Origin of the sequence: Pseudomonas marginalis (assembly GCF_900105325.1) — a bacterium.
Lineage (GTDB): Bacteria > Pseudomonadota > Gammaproteobacteria > Pseudomonadales > Pseudomonadaceae > Aquipseudomonas > Aquipseudomonas marginalis.
The window spans coordinates 873287-895533 of the sequence record NZ_FNSU01000001.1; the positions used below are offsets into that span (position 1 = coordinate 873287).

18 protein-coding genes and 1 pseudogene are annotated in these 22247 nt (G+C 60.1%); 6 read left to right on the forward strand and 13 right to left on the reverse strand.

Going from position 1 to position 22247, the window contains the following annotated elements:
* Position 1 precedes the first annotated feature (1 nt).
* From livG to BLW22_RS04275, 4 genes are all read right to left on the reverse strand, one after another.
* Positions 2-769 carry a high-affinity branched-chain amino acid ABC transporter ATP-binding protein LivG gene (livG, locus tag BLW22_RS04260; RefSeq protein ID WP_027604424.1) on the reverse strand — a complete coding sequence of 256 codons (768 nt, stop codon included), beginning with the start codon at positions 767-769 and terminating at the stop codon, positions 2-4.
* Positions 766-2019, reverse strand: a complete 1254-nt coding sequence (locus BLW22_RS04265; RefSeq protein ID WP_027604423.1) for a high-affinity branched-chain amino acid ABC transporter permease LivM — start codon at positions 2017-2019, stop codon at positions 766-768. Before BLW22_RS04265 ends, livG begins: the two co-directional genes overlap by 4 nt.
* Positions 2016-2939, reverse strand: coding sequence for a high-affinity branched-chain amino acid ABC transporter permease LivH (gene livH, locus BLW22_RS04270; protein WP_003172375.1), 924 nt, complete (start codon positions 2937-2939; stop codon positions 2016-2018). Before livH ends, BLW22_RS04265 begins: the two co-directional genes overlap by 4 nt.
* Before the next feature lie 229 nt (positions 2940-3168).
* Positions 3169-4296 (reverse strand): branched-chain amino acid ABC transporter substrate-binding protein, encoded by a 1128-nt coding sequence (locus BLW22_RS04275; RefSeq protein WP_027604422.1) that lies wholly within the window; start codon positions 4294-4296, stop codon positions 3169-3171.
* Between the two features lie 342 nt (positions 4297-4638).
* On the opposite strand from BLW22_RS04275, the gene BLW22_RS04280 reads away from it, so the two are divergent.
* The gene (locus BLW22_RS04280) at positions 4639-4941 is read left to right on the forward strand and encodes a DUF2288 domain-containing protein (protein ID WP_065926417.1); all 303 of its coding nucleotides are present in this window, start codon (positions 4639-4641) and stop codon (positions 4939-4941) included.
* A gap of 246 nt (positions 4942-5187) precedes the next feature.
* Here BLW22_RS04280 and BLW22_RS04285 read toward each other — a convergent pair whose 3' ends face one another.
* The 3 genes from BLW22_RS04285 to BLW22_RS04295 form a co-directional block, all read right to left on the reverse strand.
* The gene (locus BLW22_RS04285; RefSeq protein ID WP_074844292.1) at positions 5188-7365 is read right to left on the reverse strand and encodes a hypothetical protein; all 2178 of its coding nucleotides are present in this window, start codon (positions 7363-7365) and stop codon (positions 5188-5190) included.
* A gap of 202 nt (positions 7366-7567) precedes the next feature.
* The gene (locus BLW22_RS04290; RefSeq protein ID WP_065926415.1) at positions 7568-9832 is read right to left on the reverse strand and encodes a putative bifunctional diguanylate cyclase/phosphodiesterase; all 2265 of its coding nucleotides are present in this window, start codon (positions 9830-9832) and stop codon (positions 7568-7570) included.
* Between the two features lie 138 nt (positions 9833-9970).
* Positions 9971-10336 carry a YkgJ family cysteine cluster protein gene (locus BLW22_RS04295; protein ID WP_027604417.1) on the reverse strand — a complete coding sequence of 122 codons (366 nt, stop codon included), beginning with the start codon at positions 10334-10336 and terminating at the stop codon, positions 9971-9973.
* A gap of 251 nt (positions 10337-10587) precedes the next feature.
* Between BLW22_RS04295 and BLW22_RS04305 the strand changes: the two genes are divergently transcribed.
* Positions 10588-11934: a spinster family MFS transporter gene (locus tag BLW22_RS04305; protein ID WP_065947325.1), complete on the forward strand. Its 1347-nt coding sequence runs from the start codon at positions 10588-10590 to the stop codon at positions 11932-11934.
* A gap of 181 nt (positions 11935-12115) precedes the next feature.
* Here BLW22_RS04305 and rapA read toward each other — a convergent pair whose 3' ends face one another.
* Positions 12116-14962, reverse strand: coding sequence for an RNA polymerase-associated protein RapA (gene rapA / locus BLW22_RS04310; RefSeq protein WP_065926413.1), 2847 nt, complete (start codon positions 14960-14962; stop codon positions 12116-12118).
* 218 nt (positions 14963-15180) lie between these two features.
* Between rapA and BLW22_RS04315 the strand changes: the two genes are divergently transcribed.
* The gene (locus BLW22_RS04315) at positions 15181-15522 is read left to right on the forward strand and encodes an aspartate-semialdehyde dehydrogenase (protein ID WP_065926412.1); all 342 of its coding nucleotides are present in this window, start codon (positions 15181-15183) and stop codon (positions 15520-15522) included.
* On the opposite strand, the pseudogene BLW22_RS04320 reads toward BLW22_RS04315, so the two are convergent.
* The 3 genes and pseudogenes from BLW22_RS04320 to BLW22_RS04330 form a co-directional block, all read right to left on the reverse strand.
* Positions 15519-16699 (reverse strand): annotated as a pseudogene (locus BLW22_RS04320) (aminotransferase class V-fold PLP-dependent enzyme). The gene BLW22_RS04315 and the pseudogene BLW22_RS04320 overlap by 4 nt on opposite strands.
* A complete protein-coding gene (locus tag BLW22_RS04325) occupies positions 16696-17166 on the reverse strand; it encodes a RidA family protein (RefSeq protein WP_074844295.1) in 471 nt (156 codons plus the stop codon). The pseudogene BLW22_RS04320 and the gene BLW22_RS04325 overlap by 4 nt, the downstream one beginning before the upstream one ends.
* 91 nt (positions 17167-17257) lie before the next feature.
* The gene (locus BLW22_RS04330) at positions 17258-18130 is read right to left on the reverse strand and encodes a LysR substrate-binding domain-containing protein (protein ID WP_074844297.1); all 873 of its coding nucleotides are present in this window, start codon (positions 18128-18130) and stop codon (positions 17258-17260) included.
* Positions 18131-18230: 100 nt separating this feature from the next.
* On the opposite strand from BLW22_RS04330, the gene BLW22_RS34255 reads away from it, so the two are divergent.
* Complete coding sequence (locus BLW22_RS34255; protein ID WP_131697188.1) at positions 18231-18425, forward strand: hypothetical protein; 195 nt, start codon at positions 18231-18233, stop codon at positions 18423-18425.
* Positions 18426-18568: 143 nt separating this feature from the next.
* Complete coding sequence (ccoM, locus tag BLW22_RS35655; RefSeq protein ID WP_017530457.1) at positions 18569-18685, forward strand: cytochrome c oxidase subunit CcoM; 117 nt, start codon at positions 18569-18571, stop codon at positions 18683-18685.
* Positions 18686-18821: 136 nt separating this feature from the next.
* On the opposite strand, the gene BLW22_RS04335 is transcribed toward ccoM, so the two are convergent.
* Together BLW22_RS04335 and BLW22_RS04340 are read right to left on the reverse strand one after the other, a co-directional pair.
* The gene (locus BLW22_RS04335) at positions 18822-20297 is read right to left on the reverse strand and encodes an inorganic phosphate transporter (RefSeq protein ID WP_065928286.1); all 1476 of its coding nucleotides are present in this window, start codon (positions 20295-20297) and stop codon (positions 18822-18824) included.
* A gap of 312 nt (positions 20298-20609) precedes the next feature.
* Positions 20610-20810: a hypothetical protein gene (locus BLW22_RS04340; protein ID WP_003172389.1), complete on the reverse strand. Its 201-nt coding sequence runs from the start codon at positions 20808-20810 to the stop codon at positions 20610-20612.
* A gap of 558 nt (positions 20811-21368) precedes the next feature.
* On the opposite strand from BLW22_RS04340, the gene pcaR reads away from it, so the two are divergent.
* Entirely contained in the window at positions 21369-22211 is an 843-nt protein-coding gene (gene pcaR, locus BLW22_RS04345) for a pca regulon transcriptional regulator PcaR (protein ID WP_025855315.1), read from the forward strand.
* Positions 22212-22247 lie beyond the last annotated feature (36 nt).

Genomic DNA, 22247 nt, shown 5'->3' on the forward strand with positions numbered 1-22247 from the left:
TTTACGCTTCCCCCAGATAGGCTTTGATCACTTCAGGATTGTCACGGATCTGCTCCGGCGTCCCGTCCGCCAGCGGCGTGCCCTGGTTGATCACCACGATATGGTCGGAAATGCTCATGACCAGTTTCATGTCGTGTTCGATCAACAGCACCGTGGCGTTGTTTTCCTCACGCAACACGCCGATCAGCGCCTTGAGGTCTTCGGTTTCCTTGGGGTTCAGGCCGGCGGCCGGTTCGTCGAGCATCAGGATCCGCGGGCGGGTCATCATGCAGCGGGCGATTTCCAGGCGACGTTGCTGACCATAGGCCAGGGTGCCGGCGGGGCGGTTGGCGAACTCGGTGAGGTTGACCTTGTCCAGCCAGTACGCAGCGTACTCCATGGCCTCGCGCTCGCTCTTGCGGAACGCCGGGGTCTTGAACAGGCCCGCAAAGAAGTTGGTGTTCAGGTGACGATGCTGGGCGATCAGCAGGTTCTCGACCGCCGTCATGTCCTTGAACAGCCGTACGTTCTGGAAGGTGCGCACCACGCCCTTGCGGGCGATCTCGTGACCGGCCAGGCCCTGGATCGGCTGGCCGTCCAGCAGGATGCTGCCGCCACTCGGCTTGTAGAAACCGGTGAGGCAGTTGAACACCGTGGTCTTGCCGGCGCCGTTGGGGCCGATCAGAGCAACCACCTGTTTCTCTTTCACGGTCAGGGCGACGCCGTTGACCGCCAGCAAGCCGCCGAAGCGCATGCTCAAGTTTTCGACTTTCAGGATCTCGCGGCTCATTTGCGCAGCTCCATGTGTGGACGTTGCATGGGCAGCAGGCCTTGAGGTCGCCAGATCATCATCAGCACCATCATGGCGCCGAACATCAACATGCGGTATTCGCTGAACTCACGCATCATTTCCGGCAGCAGGATCATCACGATCGCCGCCAGGATCACGCCCAGCTGCGAGCCCATGCCACCCAACACCACGATGGCGAGGATGATCGCCGACTCGATGAAGGTGAACGACTCCGGGGTCACCAGGCCTTGGCGAGCGGCGAAGAAGCTGCCGGCAAAACCGGCGAACGCGGCACCCAGGGTGAAGGCGGAGAGCTTGATGATGGTCGGGTTCAGGCCCAGGGCACGGCAGGCGATTTCATCTTCGCGCAACGCTTCCCAGGCACGGCCGATCGGCATGCGCAGCAAGCGGTTGATCACGAACAGTGCCGCCAGCGCCAGCAACAGCGCCACCAGGTACAGGAACACCACTTTGCTCACCGGGTTGTAGTCGATCCCGAAGTACTCGTGGAACGTCTGCATGCCTTCGGCAGCGGTGCGGTCGAACGACAGCCCGAAGAACGTCGGCTTGGGGATGCTGCTGATGCCGTTGGGGCCACCGGTGATGTCGGTCAGGTTACGCAGGAACAGACGGATGATTTCCCCGAAGCCCAGGGTCACGATGGCCAGGTAGTCACCACGCAGGCGCAATACCGGGAAGCCCAGCAGGAAGCCGAACGTGGCCGCCGCCATGCCGGCCAGCGGCAGGCAGATCCAGAAGCTCCAGCCCAGGTAGTGCGACAGCAGCGCGTAGGTGTAGGCACCCACGGCGTAGAAGCCCACATAACCCAGGTCGAGCAGGCCGGCCAGGCCCACCACGATGTTCAGGCCCAGGCCCAGCAACACGTAGATCAGGATCAGGGTGGCAATGTCGACCGCACCGCGCGAGCCGAAGAATGGCCAGATCAACGCGGCCACGATCAGGCCGATGATGATGTAGCGCTGAGTGCGTGGCAGGGTCAGGAATTGGCTGACCTTGGGCGAGACCAGCGGGCCACGGTTGCGCTTGAACAGGGCGCCGACCTGCTGGGTGAACAGCACGCGCAGGAACATCAGCACCGAACACAGGGCGATGATGGTCAGCGTCACGGGGCCGGTGCCATGCACTTCCAGGTTGATGCCGACAATGCTCAGCTTGAGACCGAGTACCGGGAAGGCCACCGCCCACACCAGCAAGGCGCTGAAAAACGCCGATTTAAGATATCTGCTCATACTTTCTCAACCTCCGGACGGCCCAGGATGCCGGTCGGACGGAACAACAGCACCAGGACCAACAGGCCGAACGCGACGACGTCCTTGTATTGGTCGCCGAAAATATCGGCACCAAACGCTTCGGCCACCCCCAGCACCAGGCCGCCGAGCATCGCGCCCGGGATACTGCCGATGCCGCCCAATACCGCTGCGGTAAAGGCCTTGAGGCCTACCAGGAAACCGGCGTTGGGGTTGATCACGCCGTACTGCATGCTCAGCAGTACCGCCGCGACGGCTGCCAGCGCGGCACCGATCACGAAGGTCAGGGCGATGATGTTGTTGGTATTGATGCCCAACAGGTTGGCCATCTTGATGTCTTCGGCGCAGGCCCGGCAGGCGCGCCCCAGACGGGAGCGGGAGATGAACAGGGTAAGGCCCAGCATGGCCACCAGGGTGACGACGAAGACCAGGATCTGCATGTAGGAAATCAGCACTTCTTCCGCACCGCCCGGACCGAAGGAGAAGCTCCCCGGGATCAGGTTGGGGATGGATTTATCCTTGGAATCCTGGGACAGCAATACGGTGTTCTGCAGGAAAATCGACATGCCGATGGCGGAAATCAGCGGGATCAAACGGTTGCTGCCACGCAAGGGACGGTAGGCAACGCGCTCGATACTGTAGCCATAGGCACTGGTTACGACGATCGACGCCAGGAACGCGGCGGTCATCAACAGCGGCAGGGAGTGGATACCCATCATGGCCAGCCCGGCGAGGGCAATGAAAGCCACGTAGGAACCAATCATGTATACCTCGCCATGGGCGAAGTTGATCATTCCAATGATGCCGTAAACCATTGTGTAGCCAATGGCTATCAAGGCATAGGTGCTGCCAATGGTCAGCCCATTAACCAGCTGTTGGAAAAAATGATAGATCTCAGGCATTACAGCGCTCCTAAAAACCCGATACGCATTTCACTGGTGGAGTCATGTTCCGGCCCCGTGCTGTGTTCTGTGAGCACATTTGCACAAAGCGTTTGCCAGCGAACCGCTGGTGACGGTTTTAAGATTTTCAGGTGAGCCAGCGCCCGGATCGCGGGTGACAGGCCCATAAACCTCGTAAAACAAAGCCCACTGCTCTCACAGTGGGCTTGTTGGACCAGTAACGCCTGGCTTACTGAGGGGAAACTTCGGTTTTTGGTTTGCCGAAGTGCCATTCGTAGACCACGAACTTGAAGTCCTTCAGGTCGCCCTTGGCGTCGAAGCTCAGCTCGCCGGTAGGGGTCTTGAAGGTGCCCGCGTGGATGGCTTCGGCCACTTTTGCGGTGTCTTCGCTCTTGGCGGCCTTGATGCCGCCGGCGATGACTTCAATGGCCGAGTAGGCCGGGAACACGAACGGACCGGTTGGGTCCTGCTTGTTCTTGGCGAACTCTTCAACGATGGCCTTGTTGGCCGGGTCGGTATCGAAGGATTTAGGCAAGGTCACCAGCAGGCCTTCGGAAGCGCCCTGGGCGATTTGCGAAATGGAGTCGTTGCCGACACCTTCCGGACCCATGAACTTGGCGTTCAGGCCTTTTTCCTTGGCTTGGCGCAGGATCAGGCCCAGCTCCGGGTGGTAGCCGCCGTAGTAGACGAAGTCGACGTTGGCTTGCTTGAGCTTCTGGATGATCGAGGAGAAGTCTTTGTCGCCGGCGTTCAGGCCTTCGAAGACGGCAACCTTGGTGCCTTTCTTCTCTAGGGTCTGTTTGACGGCGGTGGCGATGCCTTCGCCGTATTGCTGCTTGTCATGCAGGACGGCAACGATTTTCGGCTTCACGTGGTCGGCGATGTAGTTGCCGGCTGCCGGGCCCTGGGCGCTGTCCAGGCCGATGGTGCGGAAGATCAGCTTGTAGCCACGGGCGGTGATTTCCGGGCTGGTGGCTGCCGGGGTAATCATGATCACGCCTTCGTCTTCATAAATGTCGGACGCTGGCTGAGTGGAGCTGGAGCAGAGGTGACCGACCACGAACTTGACGCCGTCGTTGACCACTTTGTTGGCTACGGCCACGGCTTGTTTAGGATCGCAGGCGTCGTCGTATTCCTTGGCTTCGAGCATCTTGCCGTCGACGCCGCCCTTGGCGTTGATGTCGGCGATGGCCTGCTTGGCACCCATGAATTGCATGTCGCCGTATTGCGTTACAGGACCAGTCTTTGGACCGGCGATGCCGATCTTGATGGTGTCGGCTGCGAACGAATGGCCGGCAACCCCAGCCAGGACCATAGCGGCAAACAGTTTGGAAATCTGCTTAGTAGCCTTATTCATAGTGCTCCACTCTTACTGTTGTATTTTTTATAGTTCTGGCGGCCTTGTGAGCTGCTGAACCGGATCGGATATCTCGGATATCCCCCCGGCAACCGCCTGGCAACTGTACCGGTACAGTGTAGAGCGCCGGTTGATCGCTTGAAAAGCTGGCTGCCGGGGGCAAACCCCGGGGGTGTCGCTTAAATGAAAGAAAAAGACAGAATTGCGGCGGGGGTAATGCCTGACTCTCGCGCATTCCTTGGCTTTCCTGACCCTTTCAATCGATAACGCATTTGCAACTGGGTTTTTCTGCCTGAAGCGTGACGTTATGATTGCGCCGATTTTTTCTTCAGGTGAACTCCCATGACGCAAGAACCTAGCACCCTCTATGCCAAGCTGCTCGGTGAAACCGCCGAAATCTCCTGGAAAGAGCTTGAACCGTTCTTTGCCAAAGGTGCCCTATTGTGGGTCGACCCAAGCCTGGATTTGATCGAAGCCGCCGAGGGAATGGCCGAGGACAATCGCGACAAAGTCGCTGCCTGGCTGGCCGCGGGCAGCCTTGGCGAAGTGTCTGCACCGCGGGCATTGGACCTGGTGGAGCGCGATCCGAGCTTATGGGCGGTGGTGGTTTCCCCGTGGATTCTGATCCAGGAAAGGGCAGGGTAAGAAAAGCCTGCACGAAAAAGGTGCGTGTTTTTCGCGCGAAGAAGTGTGTAGTGGAGTAACCGCTGTCAGCGTGATGGCATCTTGCCGTGGAGAAAGGTCACAGCCAAGGGTGACGTGCACGTCACGGGAACAGTTTCAGGCCGCGCCGAAAGCCTGGGGAATTGTTTCCGGGTGTGCCAATGAGGTGGAATCTGGTCGTCACTGAAAGCGCCATCGCGGGCCTGCCCGCGATGGCATCCCCTCAAGTCAGCCGGTCTTGCCGGTATGGTTGTTCAACGAGATAACCTTGGTCTTGCCGATCCTGTGACGATAAATCTCGCGCAGGTACTTGATCGCCTTCTTCACACAATCCCGTGACAGGCGAATGTCATTGATCGACACGAACTTCTCTTTGTCGTTGATCAACTCGCGGTACTTCTTCTCATACATCGGCTTGATCGCGTACCAGTTGGTATCGAGGATCTTCGCCGGGTTTTCAAACTCGTTGAGCAGCTCGTCGATGCGGTCTTCGTCGAAGTCCTCGTGGATGATGAAATCCAGGATCGAGTTATCCAGGGTGTCGTCGAAGCGGTACGGGTTACGCGCAAAGCAACGCTTGATGAAAGCCACGATCAGCGTCAGGAAGTCATCCGACAGGCACGGGCTCTTGGCGATCAGGGTGGTCAGCGACAGGTTGGCCGACGCGCCGATCACCAGGGCATAGCGCTTGAGGGTGGTGTTGGGGAACAGGCTGTTGAGGTGCGTCTTGAGCCGGTTCAGGTCCATGTAGGACAGCTTGTAGTCCTTGGGCAGCGAGACGATCGACACCACCGACGAGCAGTTCTTGAAGAAGTGCAGGTCATGCAGCGCCGCCGCATCGTAGCCGGAGTTCTTGTATTGCTCCAGGGACGCCTTGTAGCGCTTGGACTCGATCGGCAACAGGCTGATGCCTTCGATGGCCTGGGTGACCTTGTTGAAATGCGGCAGGTCGATGGAGCGGAAGAACAGGTCGTCGATGTTCAGGCGCTGGGGCTCTTTCTCGAAGACTTTGAACTTGTCATTGGACGGCGCCGGGGTTTCCGGTACGACGGATTCGGCGTAGGCAATCGCCACCGGCCCGGCCAGGCTCATGAACAGATCATTTGCGTCCAGGCGGATGGTTTCGCCGATGTCGATGCCGGCGCGACGGAAGTAGTTCTGGTCGTAGTCGGTGGTCACGGCCTGGGCGGTGAGGATGTTGAAGATCTGCTGGGAAATGTACTGGTTGGCGTGTTTTTCCATGGCATTGACGTCAATGTTCTGGATATTGCCGTCATCGCTCTCTTCGGCGTAACGCATGATGTCGTTGGAGATCAGCATCATCGCGTTCCACGGCCGGATACGCCCCTTTACGCTGGCTTCGCTGCTGTCTTCATTGTCGAAGTTGTACGAGAAGTCCCATTCTTCCGACAGGTACTTGCACAGCAGTCGCCCGGCGTTGATGTGCAGCGCCTCGGACATTTCGCTGCGGTGGTCGGAGATGTTCGGCAGCACGCAAATACCGCTGGTGAAGATCGGCTCGAACACGAAGGCGTGACCGCTCTTGCTGTCGTGCTCGTCGGCGGGCTTGGTGTCGAACGTCTTGTTCATGTACGAATGCTGCTGCGCCAGGCCGAATTCCGAGGCCATGCCCGAACCGGTACCGCCGCCGGCGCTGAAGATCGAGAAGTACAGGCGCGACTGGTTGGCCTTGATGCCGCAGGAGTCGATCAGGTACGAGTGGATCATCTTCCAGTCGGGGCTGGAAAAGCGCTGGGTGTCTTTGTTGAGGATGATCTTGGCCAGGTACTGGCCGAGGATCGGCGCGTTACCGGCGCCACCGGCATGGACTTCGGAAAGGTCCATGATTTTCATCTTGCTGTAGTCGCGCAGGAAGCCGCTTTTTTCGCCCTTGCGCGAGAAACGGATACGCCCGGCGATGTCCTTGTCCAGGTCGCCGAGCATCACCAGCGGTTCCACCAGGAACACCGGCTTGCTGGCCTTGCCGCCGCCCAGGCGCAGGTTGTTGCGAATCCACTGGGCCGGGCTGTAACCCTTATCCAAGGATTTGTCTTCGGTGCTGAATTCGTTGAGGTAGAACTTGCGCGCGTTGTACACCAGCTCCGCCACGTCCAGCGCGATGTTCGAACCGCAGCGGCCCAGGCCGATCAGGCACACCGAGGGGAATTCCTGCTCGTTGTGCTGCTCGCTGTCGCCTTCCAGGTGAGGCGGGCGCGGGAACACCATGTCGCGCAGGCCGTCGAGGTTATCGAGGATGCGGTCGGTATTGGTTTCGGTGAAGTACAGGTATTGCTGGGTAGCCAGCGGGCGGGCGGTGCTCAATGACTTTGAACCTGAGGGCTTGTCCGCAGGAGCTGGGAGCAACACATCGGATACCACGGTGGCTGGGTTATTTTTAGAAGTCATTGTGCGCCATGTGCCTGGGAGGATGGCTGAAAAGTATCAAATGGCCATCACGGAATGGGAGTTCGCGACTTTACAGTGCGTCCTTGTCCGGAACGCTCAGGCTGACCCTGTGTGCTCAGGAAAAACCTGGCCGGACTCTGATGAATCGGCCGTTTGTCGGCGATCTTTAGGTAAATGATGGCGAAATGCCAAAGATTCGACGTCAGCGAATTGGCCTGACGATGGAGGTCGATCCGGAGCGGCCTGGGGAGGACTCTTTCGCCGGGCGAGTGTCCTTGGTGCCCGCCACGCTGAATGGGTAGAGCGGATTGCGTATGTCGATATCTTGCATTGCGCCAATTATTTCACTGGCGGCCACCGCCGGGCTCAACAGGTAGCCCTGGACGAAATCACAGCCGTGTTTGAGCAGCAGTTCGAACTGAGCCTGGGTTTCCACTCCCTCGGTCACTACCTGCAGGTGCAGGGTGTGAGCCATGCCGATAATCGCCTGGACGATCTCGATGTCGGCGGTCGACTTGGGAATGTCCTGGATAAACGAGCGATCGATCTTCAGGGTGTTGAGCGGCAGGCGCTTGAGGTAGGCGAGGGAGGAGTAGCCGGTGCCAAAGTCGTCGATGGCCAGCGACACGCCCAGCGCGCGGATTTGCCGCAGCAGGGCCAGGGTGCTGCTGATATTGCCCATCAAGGCATTTTCGGTCACTTCCAGCTCCAGGCGGTTGGCGCTGATCCCGCTGAAGCGCAGCGCATCTTCGATCTCATCCGCCAGCTCATCGCGGGCCAGGTTCAGGGCCGAGCAATTCACTGTCATGGTCAGTTCGGTATAGCCTCGGTCGGAGAGCAGGCTCAAGTCATGACAGGCCTGGCGCAAGACCCAGTGGTCGAGTTCGGCGATCAGCCCGTTGCTTTCGGCAATTCCGATAAACCGGTCTGGGGTCAGCAGCCCGTGTTGCGGATGCTGCCAGCGCACCAAGGCCTCCAGGCGTGTGACTTTGCCCAGCTTCATGTCAAAGATCGGTTGGTAGAACAGTACCAACTGGTTCTGGGCGCGCAGGGCGCTGCGTAGCTCTTCTTCCAATTGCAGTTCGAGGAAGGCACGGGTCTTCAGGTTGGAGCTGAAGAAGTTCAGGCCATTGCGTCCCATGTCCTTGGACTGGTACAGCGCCAGGTCGGCGTTTTTGAGCAGCTCTTCGCAGGTCAGGCCATCCTCGGGAAACAGGCTGATGCCGATGCTGGTGGTCATCACCATACGACGGCCGGCGAGTTCGACCGGGTCCTTCATCTTCTGCATGATGCGCTGGGCCAGGTGTCGCGCTTCGTCGCGGTGGTGAACGCTGATCAGGATGCAGAACTCATCGCCGCCAAACCGTGCGACCACGTCCGCATGGCTGCGCACGGAGCCTTTGATATGGCTGGCGAGAACACTGAGCAACTGATCCCCTGCGTCATGGCCTAGGCTGTCGTTGATGCGTTTGAAGTGATCAATATCGAGGAAAATAACCGCCATCATGCCGTTTGAAGCCGTTTTTTCGGCGATTTTTTCCGCGAAAATCTGATTGAAGCCGCGCCGATTAAGCAGGCCGGTCAGCGCATCGTAATGAGCCACCTGTTGCAGGGAGGCGCGGGCCTGGTCCAGTTCGCTGAGCAGCGCGTTGACCCGACGCAGGTCGCGCTCCTTGTGCTGCAGCTTCTTATCCGCCAGCGCGGCGCTGATGCTGCTGCCGATCACCAGCAGGGTTATCACGGCGACCGACAGGCCCAGTTGGATGGGGTTGTTATCCAGCGCTAATGAGAGGTCGGCCCCCGTGGGGACGATCAGTTGCATGGCGGCCATGCCGGTAAAGTGCATGCTGATAATGCCTGCGCCCAACATCAGGCTGGCGGCGTATTTGAGCAGTTGATGGAAGACGCCGGCACCGGTGCGCAGGTAGCTCGACAGCAACAATGCGGCCAGGCTGGCGCCAATGGCGATGCCCACCGAGGCGAGGAGCAGCCCCGGTTCGAAATACGCCCGGGCCTGGGAACGCATGGCCGACATGCCGACGTAATGCATCAGGGCGATGCCGATGCCCATCCACAGCGATGCCAGCAGGTATTGGTTAAACCGCAGTCTGGTGTGACCGAGGGTTTGCATGGCGAACAACGAGGCGATCAGGGCGATGACCAGCGAGGCGAACGTCATGAGCAGGTCGTAGTGAATCGCGATTGGGGCCTGGAAGGCCAGCATGCTGATGAAATGAGTGGACCAGATACCACCTGCCAGGCAACCGGCACCCAGCCAACGCCAATGGCGGCGAGCGGTAGGGTCTTCGACATGGCCAACCCGTTCGGCCATGTCCAGGGTGCCGAAACCCGCCGCACAGGCGACCAGATAGGCCAGCAGCACCAGAAAAGGGTTATGACTGCAATTGAGTAATAAGTGCCCGTTTGCCGGGAGGTCGGTAAAAAAGTGCAGACCTAGCCATTCCATAGCATGTCCCGTCATAGCGTCACGTCACAGCCTACGGCGATGACCTATGAGGTCGAGTATAGAAGCCTGGCGGGATTTTCCAGCGATAATGGCACTTTGCTCTGAATGATTTTGGCATGCCGTGCATAGCAATTAGTGCTAAGCACTGATGGGCAATTCCAACTCGAACGGGGCTTGTAACGGCGGCAGGCCGAACGCAGCACGGGCAGCGTCGCAATCGACATTCTGCTCGCCCTGGCTCCATGAAGCTTCGAATTCTCGGCAGGGGCTTGAGCGCTGCTCATAAATCGAGCAGCTCGTACCTTTGCCGACTTCGCCTTCAAGGCTGCAGCAGCGCGCGGGCTTCTGGTCGGTGCCGATCATTGCCACGCGGGTCGGGTTGATCTGCACCACCAGGTCATCAGGCACCGTCCCCCCCGAGGAGGCGCACTCACCCCAGAAGAAAGACACACGAAAGTGTGAACAGCAGGCACCGCAACTCAGACACGGACTGGCTTCGGACATGGGCGTCATCGATAAGAAAAGTAGAGTGGGGTACTACTGGAAGGCTCGCCATTCTAATCGGGTCATGGCCGTTGGGAAGGGGGGCAGGCACTTATATTTTTGTCGGCAAAGTCCCGTGTTGTCGGGTGAAATCATGCCCTATCAGCTTTACGAATCATTACAGACAACCACGGCTCGCCTGACTATGTTGCAGGTACCGGGCGGGATGCATCGGGCATCGCAGCTCTCATAACAATAAAAGAGACGGACCCATGCAGAACTCGACCCAAGCGGCGAATGCCTGGCGCATTCTGTTCCTGCTGTTCCTCGCCAACCTGTTCAACTTCTTCGACCGCACCATTCCGGCGATCATCATAGAACCGATCCGCATGGAATGGCACCTGAGCGACTTCCAGCTCGGCATCATCGGTACCGCCTTCACCATCGTTTATGCCATTGCCGGCCTGCCGCTGGGGCGTCTGGCCGATACCGGCTCGCGCAGCAAACTGATGGGCTGGGGCCTGTTCGCGTGGAGCGGGTTGACAGCGGTCAACGGCCTGGTTGGCAGTTTCTGGACGTTTTTGCTGGTGCGCATGGGCATCGGTATCGGTGAAGCCAGCTATGCGCCGGCTGCCAACTCGCTGATTGGCGACCTGTTCCCGGCGCACCGTCGCGCCCGGGCAATGGGGATTTTCATGCTGGGCCTGCCCTTGGGCCTGTTGCTGGCGTTCTTCACCATCGGCTGGATGGTCAAGGCGTTCGACAGCTGGCGCGCGCCGTTCTTTATCGCCGCCGTGCCGGGGCTGATCCTTGCGGTGTTCATGTTCTATATCAAGGAACCCAAGCGCGGCGCCGCCGAAGCCGTACAAGTCTCCCAGGAGCGTGTTGATCGCCCGATTCGCCGCGTGCTTGCCGTGCCGACCTTCCTGTGGCTGGTGCTGGCCGGGTTGTGCTTCAACTTCGCCACCTACGCGTGCAACTCGTTCTTGGTGCCGATGCTGCAACGCTATTTCCTCATGCCATTGCAGGACGCGGCGGTCGCCACCGGCGTCATCGTCGGGTTGACCGGCCTGGTGGGCCTGACCTTGGGGGGCTGGATTGCCGACAAGATCCATCAACGTGTTGCCAATGGCCGACTGCTGTTTGCGGCGTGCAGCCTGATCATCTCCACCGTCACTACAGCCTGGGCCCTGCATGCCGGGCGCATCGAGATCGGCGTGTTTGTGGCGCTGTTCAGTGTGGGCTGGTTGTTTGCGTATAACTTCTACACCTGTGTGTACACGGCGATCCAGGACGTGGTCGAGCCGCGCCTGCGGGCCACGGCGATGGCGTTGTTCTTTGCCGGCTTGTACTTACTGGGCGGAGGCATGGGGCCGATTGTGGTGGGCGGGTTGTCCGATCACTTTGCCCATGCGGCGATGTATGCGGCGGGGGCCGAGCAGATGACCGAGGCTTACAAGGCGGTGGGCTTGCATGACGCCATGTACCTGATTCCGGTGGCGTTGTTCTTGACCATGTTGTTCCTGTTCCAGGCGTCACGCAGTTTTGTGCGTGATGCCAAGCGGATGAAGGAGGGGTTGGTGGCTGTTGAGGTGCCGGCTGGGGCGGCGACGGCTTGAAATTGCGGTGACTCCATCGGGAGCAAGCCCCCTCCCACATTGATCGGTGACCGACATGACAACGCGGTCAACTGTGGGAGGGGGCTTGCCCCCGATGAGGCCCGCAACGCCAACGCTGTTCTCAAGTGAATAAAAAAGGCCCGCATTGCGCGGGCCTCTATTCAACAGGGCAGGGCGGTAATCAACCCGCTACCAACACCCGAATGGCTTCCAGTCGCAGCGCCGCCTTGTCGAGCATGGCCAGGCCTTGCTCGCGTTGGTTGCGCAGGGCGACCAGCTCGCTGTCACGTACGGTCGGGTTGACCGCTTGCAAGGCCGTCAGGCGCGCCAGTTCTTCGTCGGTGTCTGCCGCCAGGCGACGCTTGGCTTCGGCCACACGTTCGGCGTGACGCGGTGTGATCTTCTCTTCACCGGCGTTGATCCGCGGTGTGAGTTGATCGCGCTGGGCCTGCACGAACTTGTTGGCGCTGGCCCGTGGCACGCTTTCCAGCTGGTCGTTCAAGGTTTCGAACGAGACACGGCCAGACAGGTCGTTGCCATTGGCATCCAGCAGGCAGCGCAGCGCCGCCGGCGGCAGGTAGCGGCCCAGTTGCAGTGCGCGCGGCGCGACCACTTCGCTGACGTAGAGCAGTTCCAGCAACACGGTGCCTGGCTTGAGCGCCTTGTTCTTGATCAGCGCCACGGCGGTGTTGCCCATGGAGCCGGACAGCACCAGGTCCATGCCGCCCTGCACCATCGGGTGTTCCCAGGTGATGAACTGCATGTCTTCACGGGACAGCGCCTGGTTACGGTCGTAGGTGATGGTCACACCTTCGTCGTCGCCCAGGGGGAAGCTGGCGTCAAGCATCTTCTCGCTGGGCTTGAGGATCAGCGCGTTTTCCGAATGATCTTCGCTGTCGATGCCAAAGGCGTCGAACAGGGTTTCCATGTAGATCGGCAGGGCGAACTGGTCGTCTTGCTCGAGGATGTCCTCCACCAGCGCATCGCCTTCACCGGCACCGCCGGAGTTGAGTTCCAGCAGGCGGTCGCGGCCGGTGTGCAGTTCCTGCTCCAGGCGCTCGCGCTCGGCACGGGCCTCGTCGATCAGGGCTTGCCACTCGCTGTCGTCGGCGTTTTCCAGCAGCGGCAGCAGGCGCGGGCCGAACTGATGCTGCAAGGCGTTGCCTGTCGGGCAGGTGTTGAGGAACGCGTTCAAGGCTTCGTGGTACCACTGGAACAGGCGCTGTTGCGGGCTGGTTTCCAGGTAGGGCACGTGCAGTTCGATCACATGCTTCTGGCCGATCCGGTCCAGACGGCCGATCCGCTGTTCCAGCAGGTCGGGGTGGGACGGCAGGTCGAACAGCACCAGGTGGTGGGAGAACTGGAAGTTGCGGCCTTCACTGCCGATTTCCGAGCAGATCAGCACCTGGGCGCCGAATTCCTCATCGGCGAAGTAAGCAGCGGCGCGGTCACGCTCGAGGATGTTCATGCCCTCGTGGAATACCGTGGCCGGGATGCCGGAGCGCACGCGCAGGGCGTCTTCCAGGTCCATGGCGGTTTCGGCGTGGGCGCAGATCACCAGGACCTTGGTGCGCTTGAGCATTTTCAACTGGTCGATCAGCCATTCGACGCGCGGGTCGAAGCGCCACCAGCGGTTTTCTTCGTCGATGTCCGGTTGCGACTGGAAGCTGACTTCCGGGTACAGCTCGGCGTGTTCGCCCAGGGGCAACTCGAGGTATTCGTCCGGGTTTGGCAGCGGGTAGGCGTGCAGCTTACGCTCCGGGAAGCCCTGCACGGCGGCACGGGTGTTACGGAACAGCACGCGGCCGGTGCCGTGGCGGTCGAGCAGTTCACGCACCAGGCGCGCACTGGCTTCGGCGTCGCCATCATTGACGGCGGTCAGCAGCGCTTCGCCTTCGTTGCCGAGGAAACCCTGGATAGTCTTGTGCGCGGCAGGCGACAGGCGGCCCTTGTCGAGCAGCTCCTGCACGGCTTCGGCCACCGGGCGATAGTTCTCGCTTTCGGCACGGAAGGCGTGCAGGTCGTGGAAACGGTTCGGGTCCAGCAGGCGCAGGCGCGCGAAGTGGCTGTCCTGGCCCAGCTGTTCCGGAGTGGCGGTGAGCAGCAGCACGCCCGGGATGACCTCGGCCAGTTGTTCGACCAGGCTGTATTCCGGGCTGGCTTTGTCTTCATGCCAGACCAGGTGGTGGGCTTCGTCGACCACCATCAGGTCCCAGCCGGCGGCGAACAGTGCGTCCTGGGCCTTCTCATCGTCCACCAGCCACTCCAGCGCGACCAGGGCCAGCTGGGTGTCTTCGAACGGGTTGGCGGCATCGCTTTCGATAAAGCGTTCTTCATCGAACAGCGCCACTTGCAGGTTGAAGCGGCGGCGCATTTCCACCAGCCACTGGTGCTGCAGGTTTTCCGGTACCAGGATCAGTACGCGGTTGGCGCGGCCCGACAGCAGTTGGCGATGAATCACCAGGCCCGCTTCGATGGTCTTGCCCAGGCCCACTTCGTCCGCCAGCAAGACCCGTGGTGCGATACGGTCAGCGACTTCACGGGCGATATGCAATTGGTGGGCAATAGGTTGCGCACGCACGCCACCCAGGCCCCACAGCGAGGATTGCAATTGGCGGCTGGTGTGTTCGAGGGTGTGATAGCGCAGCGAGAACCAGGCCAGCGGGTCGATCTGCCCGGCGAACAGACGGTCGCTGGCCAGGCGGAACTGGATAAAGTTGGAGAGCTGGGTTTCCGGCAGGGTGACCTGCTCGTTCTGCCCATTGAGGCCGTGGTAGACCAGCAGGCCGTCGACGTCGTCGACTTCCTGCACGGTCATTTTCCAGCCTTCGAAATGGGTGATGGAGTCACCCGGCGAGAACCTCACACGGGTGAGGGGCGCATTCCGTAGCGCATACTGGCGGGTGTCGCCAGTGGCCGGATAGAGCACGGTCAACAAGCGGCCGTCCTGTGCCAGAACGGTGCCTAACCCCAGCTCTGCTTCGCTGTCACTAATCCAGCGTTGCCCCGGTTGATACTGCTGCGCCATGCTGCCTGACTCCCGCCGTGAAAAAGCCGACTATGTTAACGGAACAAGGCCCCACGCCCAAGGACTCTGACAAAAACTACTCCGTTTGGGCGGCCGGGTGAGCACGCAATCGACGGGTGGAGGGCACTTGTGAGTGTCGACTGGGTCACAGGTTGGCGAACCTGCGCTCAAGTCGTCGCGCGGCCCGCCGACAGCCTGCTGACAGGAGAACAACTATCATGCTTCCACCTATGCTGCCCGTCAGCGTCGTACCGGTTACGTCGCAACTCGACCCGGTCCGCCAGAAACCCGATATTCCGCCCGTGGTCCCTGTGCAAGCGGGCTCCAACGAAAGCACCATCGACCTGAAAAAGGGCGATGCCGAGCAGTCGACTTTTTTGCTGCGCGAGGAACAACGCCGCCAGCAGGAACAGCAGAAACGCCGGCGCGAAGCCGATGAGGACCCGGATCAGCACTTGGCGATCCCGGGCGACCTGCTCAATGCCGACAACACCGTACCGGTTGTGCCGCTGATCGAAGACGCGCCGCGCCAGGGCTTGTGGGTGGACGTCGAGGTTTAGCCCCGCAGTTCCCGCAGTGCTGTCATCAGCAATTCGATGTCGTGATCGTTGTTGAGCGGGCTGACGGAGATCCGCGCAATGCTGGTCAGGCCCCGGGCCTGCATATCCAACGGGGTGTAGGCCACACCGTTGGCGCCGATGTTGATCCGCTTCAATCCCAATTGCCGTTTGAGTTCGAAGGCGTCCCAGCCGGTGAGGTTGAAGGCGATCAAGCCCGATTGAAGCGTGCCCAGGTCATGCAGGGAAATACCTGGAATCCCGCGCAATGCTTCGCGGATTCGCCTGCTGGTGTGCGTGACCTTTTCCCACACACGCTCGATCCCCAGCTGATTCATCTCCTGCAGTGCATTGCCCAGGCCTGCCAACAGGGCAAAGGACACCTCGCTGGTCTCAAAGCGCCGGGCGTCGTTGCGCAGGTCGAAACCGTCGGCGCTCCAGGGGCGGAAAACACGTCGCGCTGGGCGGGGTTCAAGTGCGGGAGGAAATCCGGCCGCACATACAGCAGCGCCGTGCCCCGTGGCCCGCGCAGGTGCTTGCGCCCGGCCGCCTTGAGCACATCGCACTGCAACGCCTGCACATCCACCGGCACCTGGCCGACGGCTTGGCCGGCATCGATAAAGTAGGCGATGGCATGACGCCTGGCCACTTCGCCGATGGCCTGGGCGGGGTTGATCAGGCCGCCGTTGGCGGGGAGCCAGGTGAGGTCGATGAGCTTTACGCTTGAATCGAGCATGGCTTCCAACGCCACGGGGCACACCGCGCCGGTGGCATCGCAGGGGATGACGTCCACCCGCGCGCCGGCTTGCACCGCCAACTGCATGCTCGCCAGGTTGCCGCCCCATTCGTGGCGTCCTACCAGAATGCGGTCGCCCGGCTGCCACGGGCCCAAGGCCTGGAACGCCATGCTCCAGGCGGTCGAGCCGCTGCTGGCAAAGGCAATCGATGGGATGGGCGCGTTGAGCAACTGCGCGGCAGCGCGGCGAGCTTTCTCCACCAGCACGGCACCCTGTTCGCCGGCTTCCATCGGGCCGTCGCGGGCTTCGCGTTGCAGTTGGCCGATGATGGCATCGAGGGTCGCCTGGCTCGGCAAGGAGGCGCCGGCAGGGTTGAAGTGCACGGTGCCCGACTGGCAGCCGGGAGTGCCATCGCGCAGGTGTTGGACCTCAAGCGGGCTCACGGCTGCAACTCGAAAATCCCGTCAACCTCCACCGCCACGCCGGCCGGCAGGCTGCAAACACCCACTGCCGTACGCACATGCCGGCCCTTTTCGCCGAGGGCATTCACCAGCAGGTTGGACGCACCATTGGCCACGGCGCCCTGGCGCTGGAAGTCGCTGCTGCTGGCGATAAACACCCCCAGGCGCAGGACGCGCACCAGACGCGACAGGTCATCGCCCAGGGCATCGCTCAATTGCGCGAGCAAGCCCAGTGCAGCCAGTTCCGCGGCCTGGCCACCTTCTTCCTCGCTGAGGGATTCACCCAGGCGGCCCACGTAGGCAGGCTTGCCGTCTATCAGTGGGATTTGTCCGGAGATAAACAGCTGGTTCTGGCTGACCACATGGTTGATGTAGTTGGCAATCGGCTGGCTGGGTGATGGCAGCGTCAGGCCGAGGGCTTGCACGCGGTGGCGGAGGGAGTCGCTCATGGTGAATCCTCTGGGGTCAGGAGGTTTCAGCATGTGGGGCAGGGGGGAGTGTCGACAAACGGATAGATCTCATTCGACGTATCGAAATAACTCACGTGTCGCGGCAGATGTCCTTCAACCACTCGCTGAAACACCGCGCGGCGTCGCTGGCAGGGCCTTGCGCTGCAATCAACCAGTAGCCTATTTGACTGTGATAGGGCGGCCAATCGAAGGCTTCTACCAGGCTGCCATCATCCAGCCTGCGTTGTATCAAGCGATGACGGCCCATGGCAATGCCCTGGCCGGCCACTGCGGCTTCGACCACGATGTTGTAGTCGTGGAGCATGACGCGCGGGTGGTGCTTGAGGTCGACTTGATAATGCCCAGACCAGTCCGTCCACTCAAAAGGCCGGTGCGAAGTGGCCATCAACAGCGCACCGTTGTGCACTTGGCTGGCCTTGAACGCCGGGCTGCACACCGGTGAGATCACTTCCGGCATCAGTCGGGTGGCCTGCACGTCGGGCCAATCGCCTTTGCCGTAGCGAATAGCCAGGTCGACTTCAGCAGCGGCGACGTTGGCCAGTTGAATCGCCGGCAGCAACTCCACCTGAATATGCGGATAGCGGTTGAGAAAACCGGCCAGGCGCGGCGCCAACCACAGGGTGGCGAAAGACGCCAGCAGGCCGACACGTAACACCGTGGCGCTGGGTACCAGCCGTTGGGCGCGGGTTGCGACGGCGATGGCGTCAAGAGCTGGGCGGATTTCAGCGTAATACTGCTGGCCGTCTGCGGTCAGATCGATCGCGCGGGTGCGTCGGATAAACAGCGATTTACCCAGGTGCTGTTCGAGCTTTTGTACCTGATGGCTCAGGGCACTCTGGGTTACCGACAATTCCCGCGCTGCCTTGATAAAGCTCAAGTGCCGGGCCACGGCTTCAAAGGCGCGCAGGGCCAGCAGCGGCGGAAGATCCTTATGCAGTGCCACCTGAATGGGCCTCCTTGAGTGGTTGGAAAGTGCCGATTTTGGGCGTCGGTCGGCCTTTTGTCGCCGGTTGATTTGCCGTCGGGCGCAGGAGTCCGCATTATTGAGCCTTACTCGCCACGACGTAAGCCAAGCCATGAGTGATGACGACAAGCTGATCGACCTGAACGCCGAACGTGCCAAGCGCGTGCATGACCTGAATGACAAGCGCCTGAATGAAGTGCGCCAGGCGTTTGAACAGGCGATGCCTTTAGGCAAAGCCAAGAAAAAATCAAAGAACAAACCCAAAAAGCGTTAAAACGGCCTGCATCTATTGATGCAGGTCAGTTATTACCCTTCTTTACGCCCCGTCGCGGGCGACATTGATCCCCGTCAATTTTTCAATCCGCCTTCTCCATTAACTTAGCCCTATCGCAACAAGGCAAGTGCAGGAGGCCGGTCATGTTTATCGATAATGTGGTATTCGCCGGAGTGCTGACTGTAAGCCTCATGGTGCTGTTTTTTGTAGGGTTTGGATTTTTTATCTGGAAAGACGCGAACAAGCGTAAAAAACCTTAGGTCTTTCCGGGTTACATGAGCACGCAAGGCATTTTGGGCGACTTCGGTCGCCCTTTTTTTTGGGTGTTCATTTCAGGTCCATAAAAAAAGGTGCGGTCCTCACAGAGGCCGCACCTTTTTTGTCAGCGCCTGGCTATCAGTTGCCCAGTGCCTTGGAGGCCAGCCAGAACAAGCCGGCCGAGAGGCCTACGGTCGCAGGCAGGGTCAACACCCAAGCCATCAGGATGGTCTTGACCGTGCCACCTTGCAGGCCGCTCTTGTTGGCGACCATGGTGCCCGCCACGCCGGAAGACAGTACGTGGGTAGTGGAGACCGGCAGGGCGAAGATATTGGCAAAGCCAATCATCGTGGCGGTGGTGATCTGTGCCGACATGCCCTGGGCATAGGTCATGCCCTGCTTGCCGATCTTCTCACCGATCGTCAGTACCACACGCTTCCAGCCCACCATGGTGCCCAGGCCCAGGGCCAGTGCGACCGCGAGGATCACCCAGAACGGCGCGTACTCGGTGGTGGCGGTCAGGTCTTTGCGTAGCTTGTCGAGGTCGGACTTCTCACGCGCATCAAGGCCTGGCAGCTTGCCAACTTTCTTTGCGGTGTCGTCCAGGCACAGCAGGTAGCGGCGAACTTCGATACGTTGATCGGCGTTCAGGGAGTGGTAGTCGGAGACACCTTTCAAGGTGCTGACGAGCGCATTGATGGTGGGCTCGGTCTGCTGCGGGTTGCACTGAAACTTGCCTGGCAGATCGTCTTTCACGCTTTTGCCCAGTGCCAGGAATTCGCCGAGCGTGGCGTTGTTACGCTGGTAGAACTGGCTCAAATGCACGGTAGCGTCGCGAGTGCGCTCGATCTGGTAGGTGGTGCTGCCCAGGTCGAGTACGAACTGCGCCGGCACGATACCGATCAGCACCAGCATGATGAGGCCGATGCCCTTCTGGCCATCGTTGGAACCGTGCACAAAACTCACGGCCATGGCCGAAATCACCAGGACCAGGCGGTTCCAGAACGGCGGGTGCTTCTTGTCGTCGAGCTTGCGGCGCTGGTCCGGGGTCTTGTGCATCTTCGACAACGGGCGCCACCATTTCAGGCCGATCAGCACCAGGGCTGCGACCAGGAAGCCGGCCATCGGCGAGAACACCAGGGACGCGCCGATATCGACGGCCTTCTGCCAGTTCACACCGTCAGCCAGGGGGATGTCGTTGATCAGGGCATTGGCCAGGCCGACACCGAGGATCGAACCGATCAGGGTGTGGGAGCTGGAGGCGGGGATACCGAAGTACCAGGTGCCCAGGTTCCAGGTGATCGCCGCGGCTAACAACGAGAAGACCATCGCCAAGCCATGGCCGGTGTTCACATTGATCAGCAACTCCACGGGCAGCAGGTGCACGATGGCGTAGGCGACACCGACACCACCGAGCAACACGCCGAGGAAGTTGAACACCCCGGAGAAGAACACGGCCAGATGCGGCGGCATGGCTTTGGTATAGATGACTGTGGCCACCGCGTTAGCGGTGTCATGAAAGCCATTGATGAACTCGAAGGCGAGGACAAAGGCCAGGGCGAGCAACAGGCTCACGAGAACCCAAGCATCCAGTCCGCTGAATAAATCGATCATGAAGGTTTTCTGACCCGGTCGTAAGGGGGCGCGATTATGCCAGAAAACCTCGGTAATCGATGCACTAGCTGCTCATCGGTATCAATCTTCATCGAATCGCCATGGGCGAAAGCTGGCGATCCCAGGGTTTTCGGGGCTTTGGCAAGTCTTTGATTTATAAAGCACAGGGCTGAAAGGACAGGGTTTTGTCACCAAATCGTCATGCCTGAAACATTTGTATGAAATTTTACAGACGATGGTGGGATTCAGGTCGGCTGGAGGATGGCTAAATGGCATCGCTGCAGGCAGGGCCCTGGACTCGCTCCGAAGCGCTTATGGCTCTTCGGCCTTGAGTTCCTGTTCAATCTTTTGGATTTCCTGGGCAAATGCCTGGTCGAGCAGGCTGGCTCGCTTGCGCCATGGTTTGCGTTCAGGTTCAGGCTGGGCGGCATAGGTGGTGACTTCCCCGCCGTAAACGTCCTTGTAACGTTGCTCCTGGCGCTCAAGTTCCGCGCGCAGTTCATCTTTCGTCACGTTGTTACCTAATTGAGTTGGGTGTAAGTACATGGCAGTGTTTGGCCTGAATGTCGCCCTCGGGTTGTTCCAACTTGAACCCACGAAGTGTTCAAGTTTGAATGAAAACGGGAGGCCACTGTTGAGCGGTCATTCCAGGCAGGTAGTTGCGATCGTCCATGCACGACCTGTGCATGGTTTGGCGAGTTCCAGCCTCAATATGAAACCGGGCTCTCCTCCGCACAGGATGCATTATAGCGGCGCATTTGAATAACACTATCGGCATAAAGTTAAAAAGCGTCAACTTTGTGTGAGTGTTTTGTTACGTCGACGCGTCAGTATTTGCTGAAATTCTGGCGTCATAAACTCAACAAGGAAACAAGCTATTAAATTAACGGCTTAACATCGCCGGGGACGTGGTTGATAGATCGCCCTCAGGCGTAGCGCTAAATTGCGATAATCGCATGATTGTCCGATAATCGCCCAATGTTGCGGGGCCTGCCTTGTGCATCACGGCCGGCCCGGCTTGTAATAGCAGCCCAATCCCCTGCGGTTGACAATAAGAGAAAGGAACCTGGCATGAACGATCAATTGCGCAACTCTTTCGCGTCAGTGGCGCCGCCGATCGTTGCCTCGCCGGCCAAGCGTATCCAGGCGTTTACCGGTGACCCCGACTTCATGACCTCCCTGGCTCGCGGCCTGGCCGTGGTGCAGGCGTTCCAGGAGCGCAAGCGCCACCTGACCATCGCCCAGATCAGCCACCGCACCGAGATCCCCCGCGCCGCCGTACGCCGTTGCCTGCATACCTTGATCAAGCTCGGCTACGCCACCACCGATGGGCGCACCTATTCATTGCTGCCCAAAGTCCTGACCCTGGGGCATGCCTACCTGTCCTCCACGCCATTGGCGGTATCGGCCCAGCCTTATCTGGACCGTATGAGCGAGCAACTGCACGAAGCCTGCAACATGGCCACCCTCGAAGGCGACGACATCCTCTACATCGCCCGTTCAGCCACCACCCAGCGCCTGATTTCCGTGGACCTGTCGGTGGGCGGACGGTTGCCGGCCTATTGCACCTCCATGGGCCGCATCCTGCTCGCGGCATTGGATGACGCCTCGCTGCAGGACTACCTCGACCATGCCGACCTGCAAACCAAGACCAGCCGCACCCTGACTACCCCTGAAGCCTTGTTCGAATGCCTGCAACAAGTGCGTCAGCAGGGCTGGTGCATTGTCGACCAGGAACTGGAACAGGGCCTGCGCTCCATCGCCGTGCCGGTGTATGACGCGTCCGGCCAGGTGCTGGCGGCGCTCAATGTCAGTACTCACGCTGGACGGGTCAGCCGCAGCGAGCTGGAGCAGCGTTTCCTGCCGAGCATGCTCAGTGCCAGCCGTGAGTTGAGTGCGCAGTTGTTTGCCTAAGGTGTTCGGTGACCGCACAGATCCCCGCTTGATCAA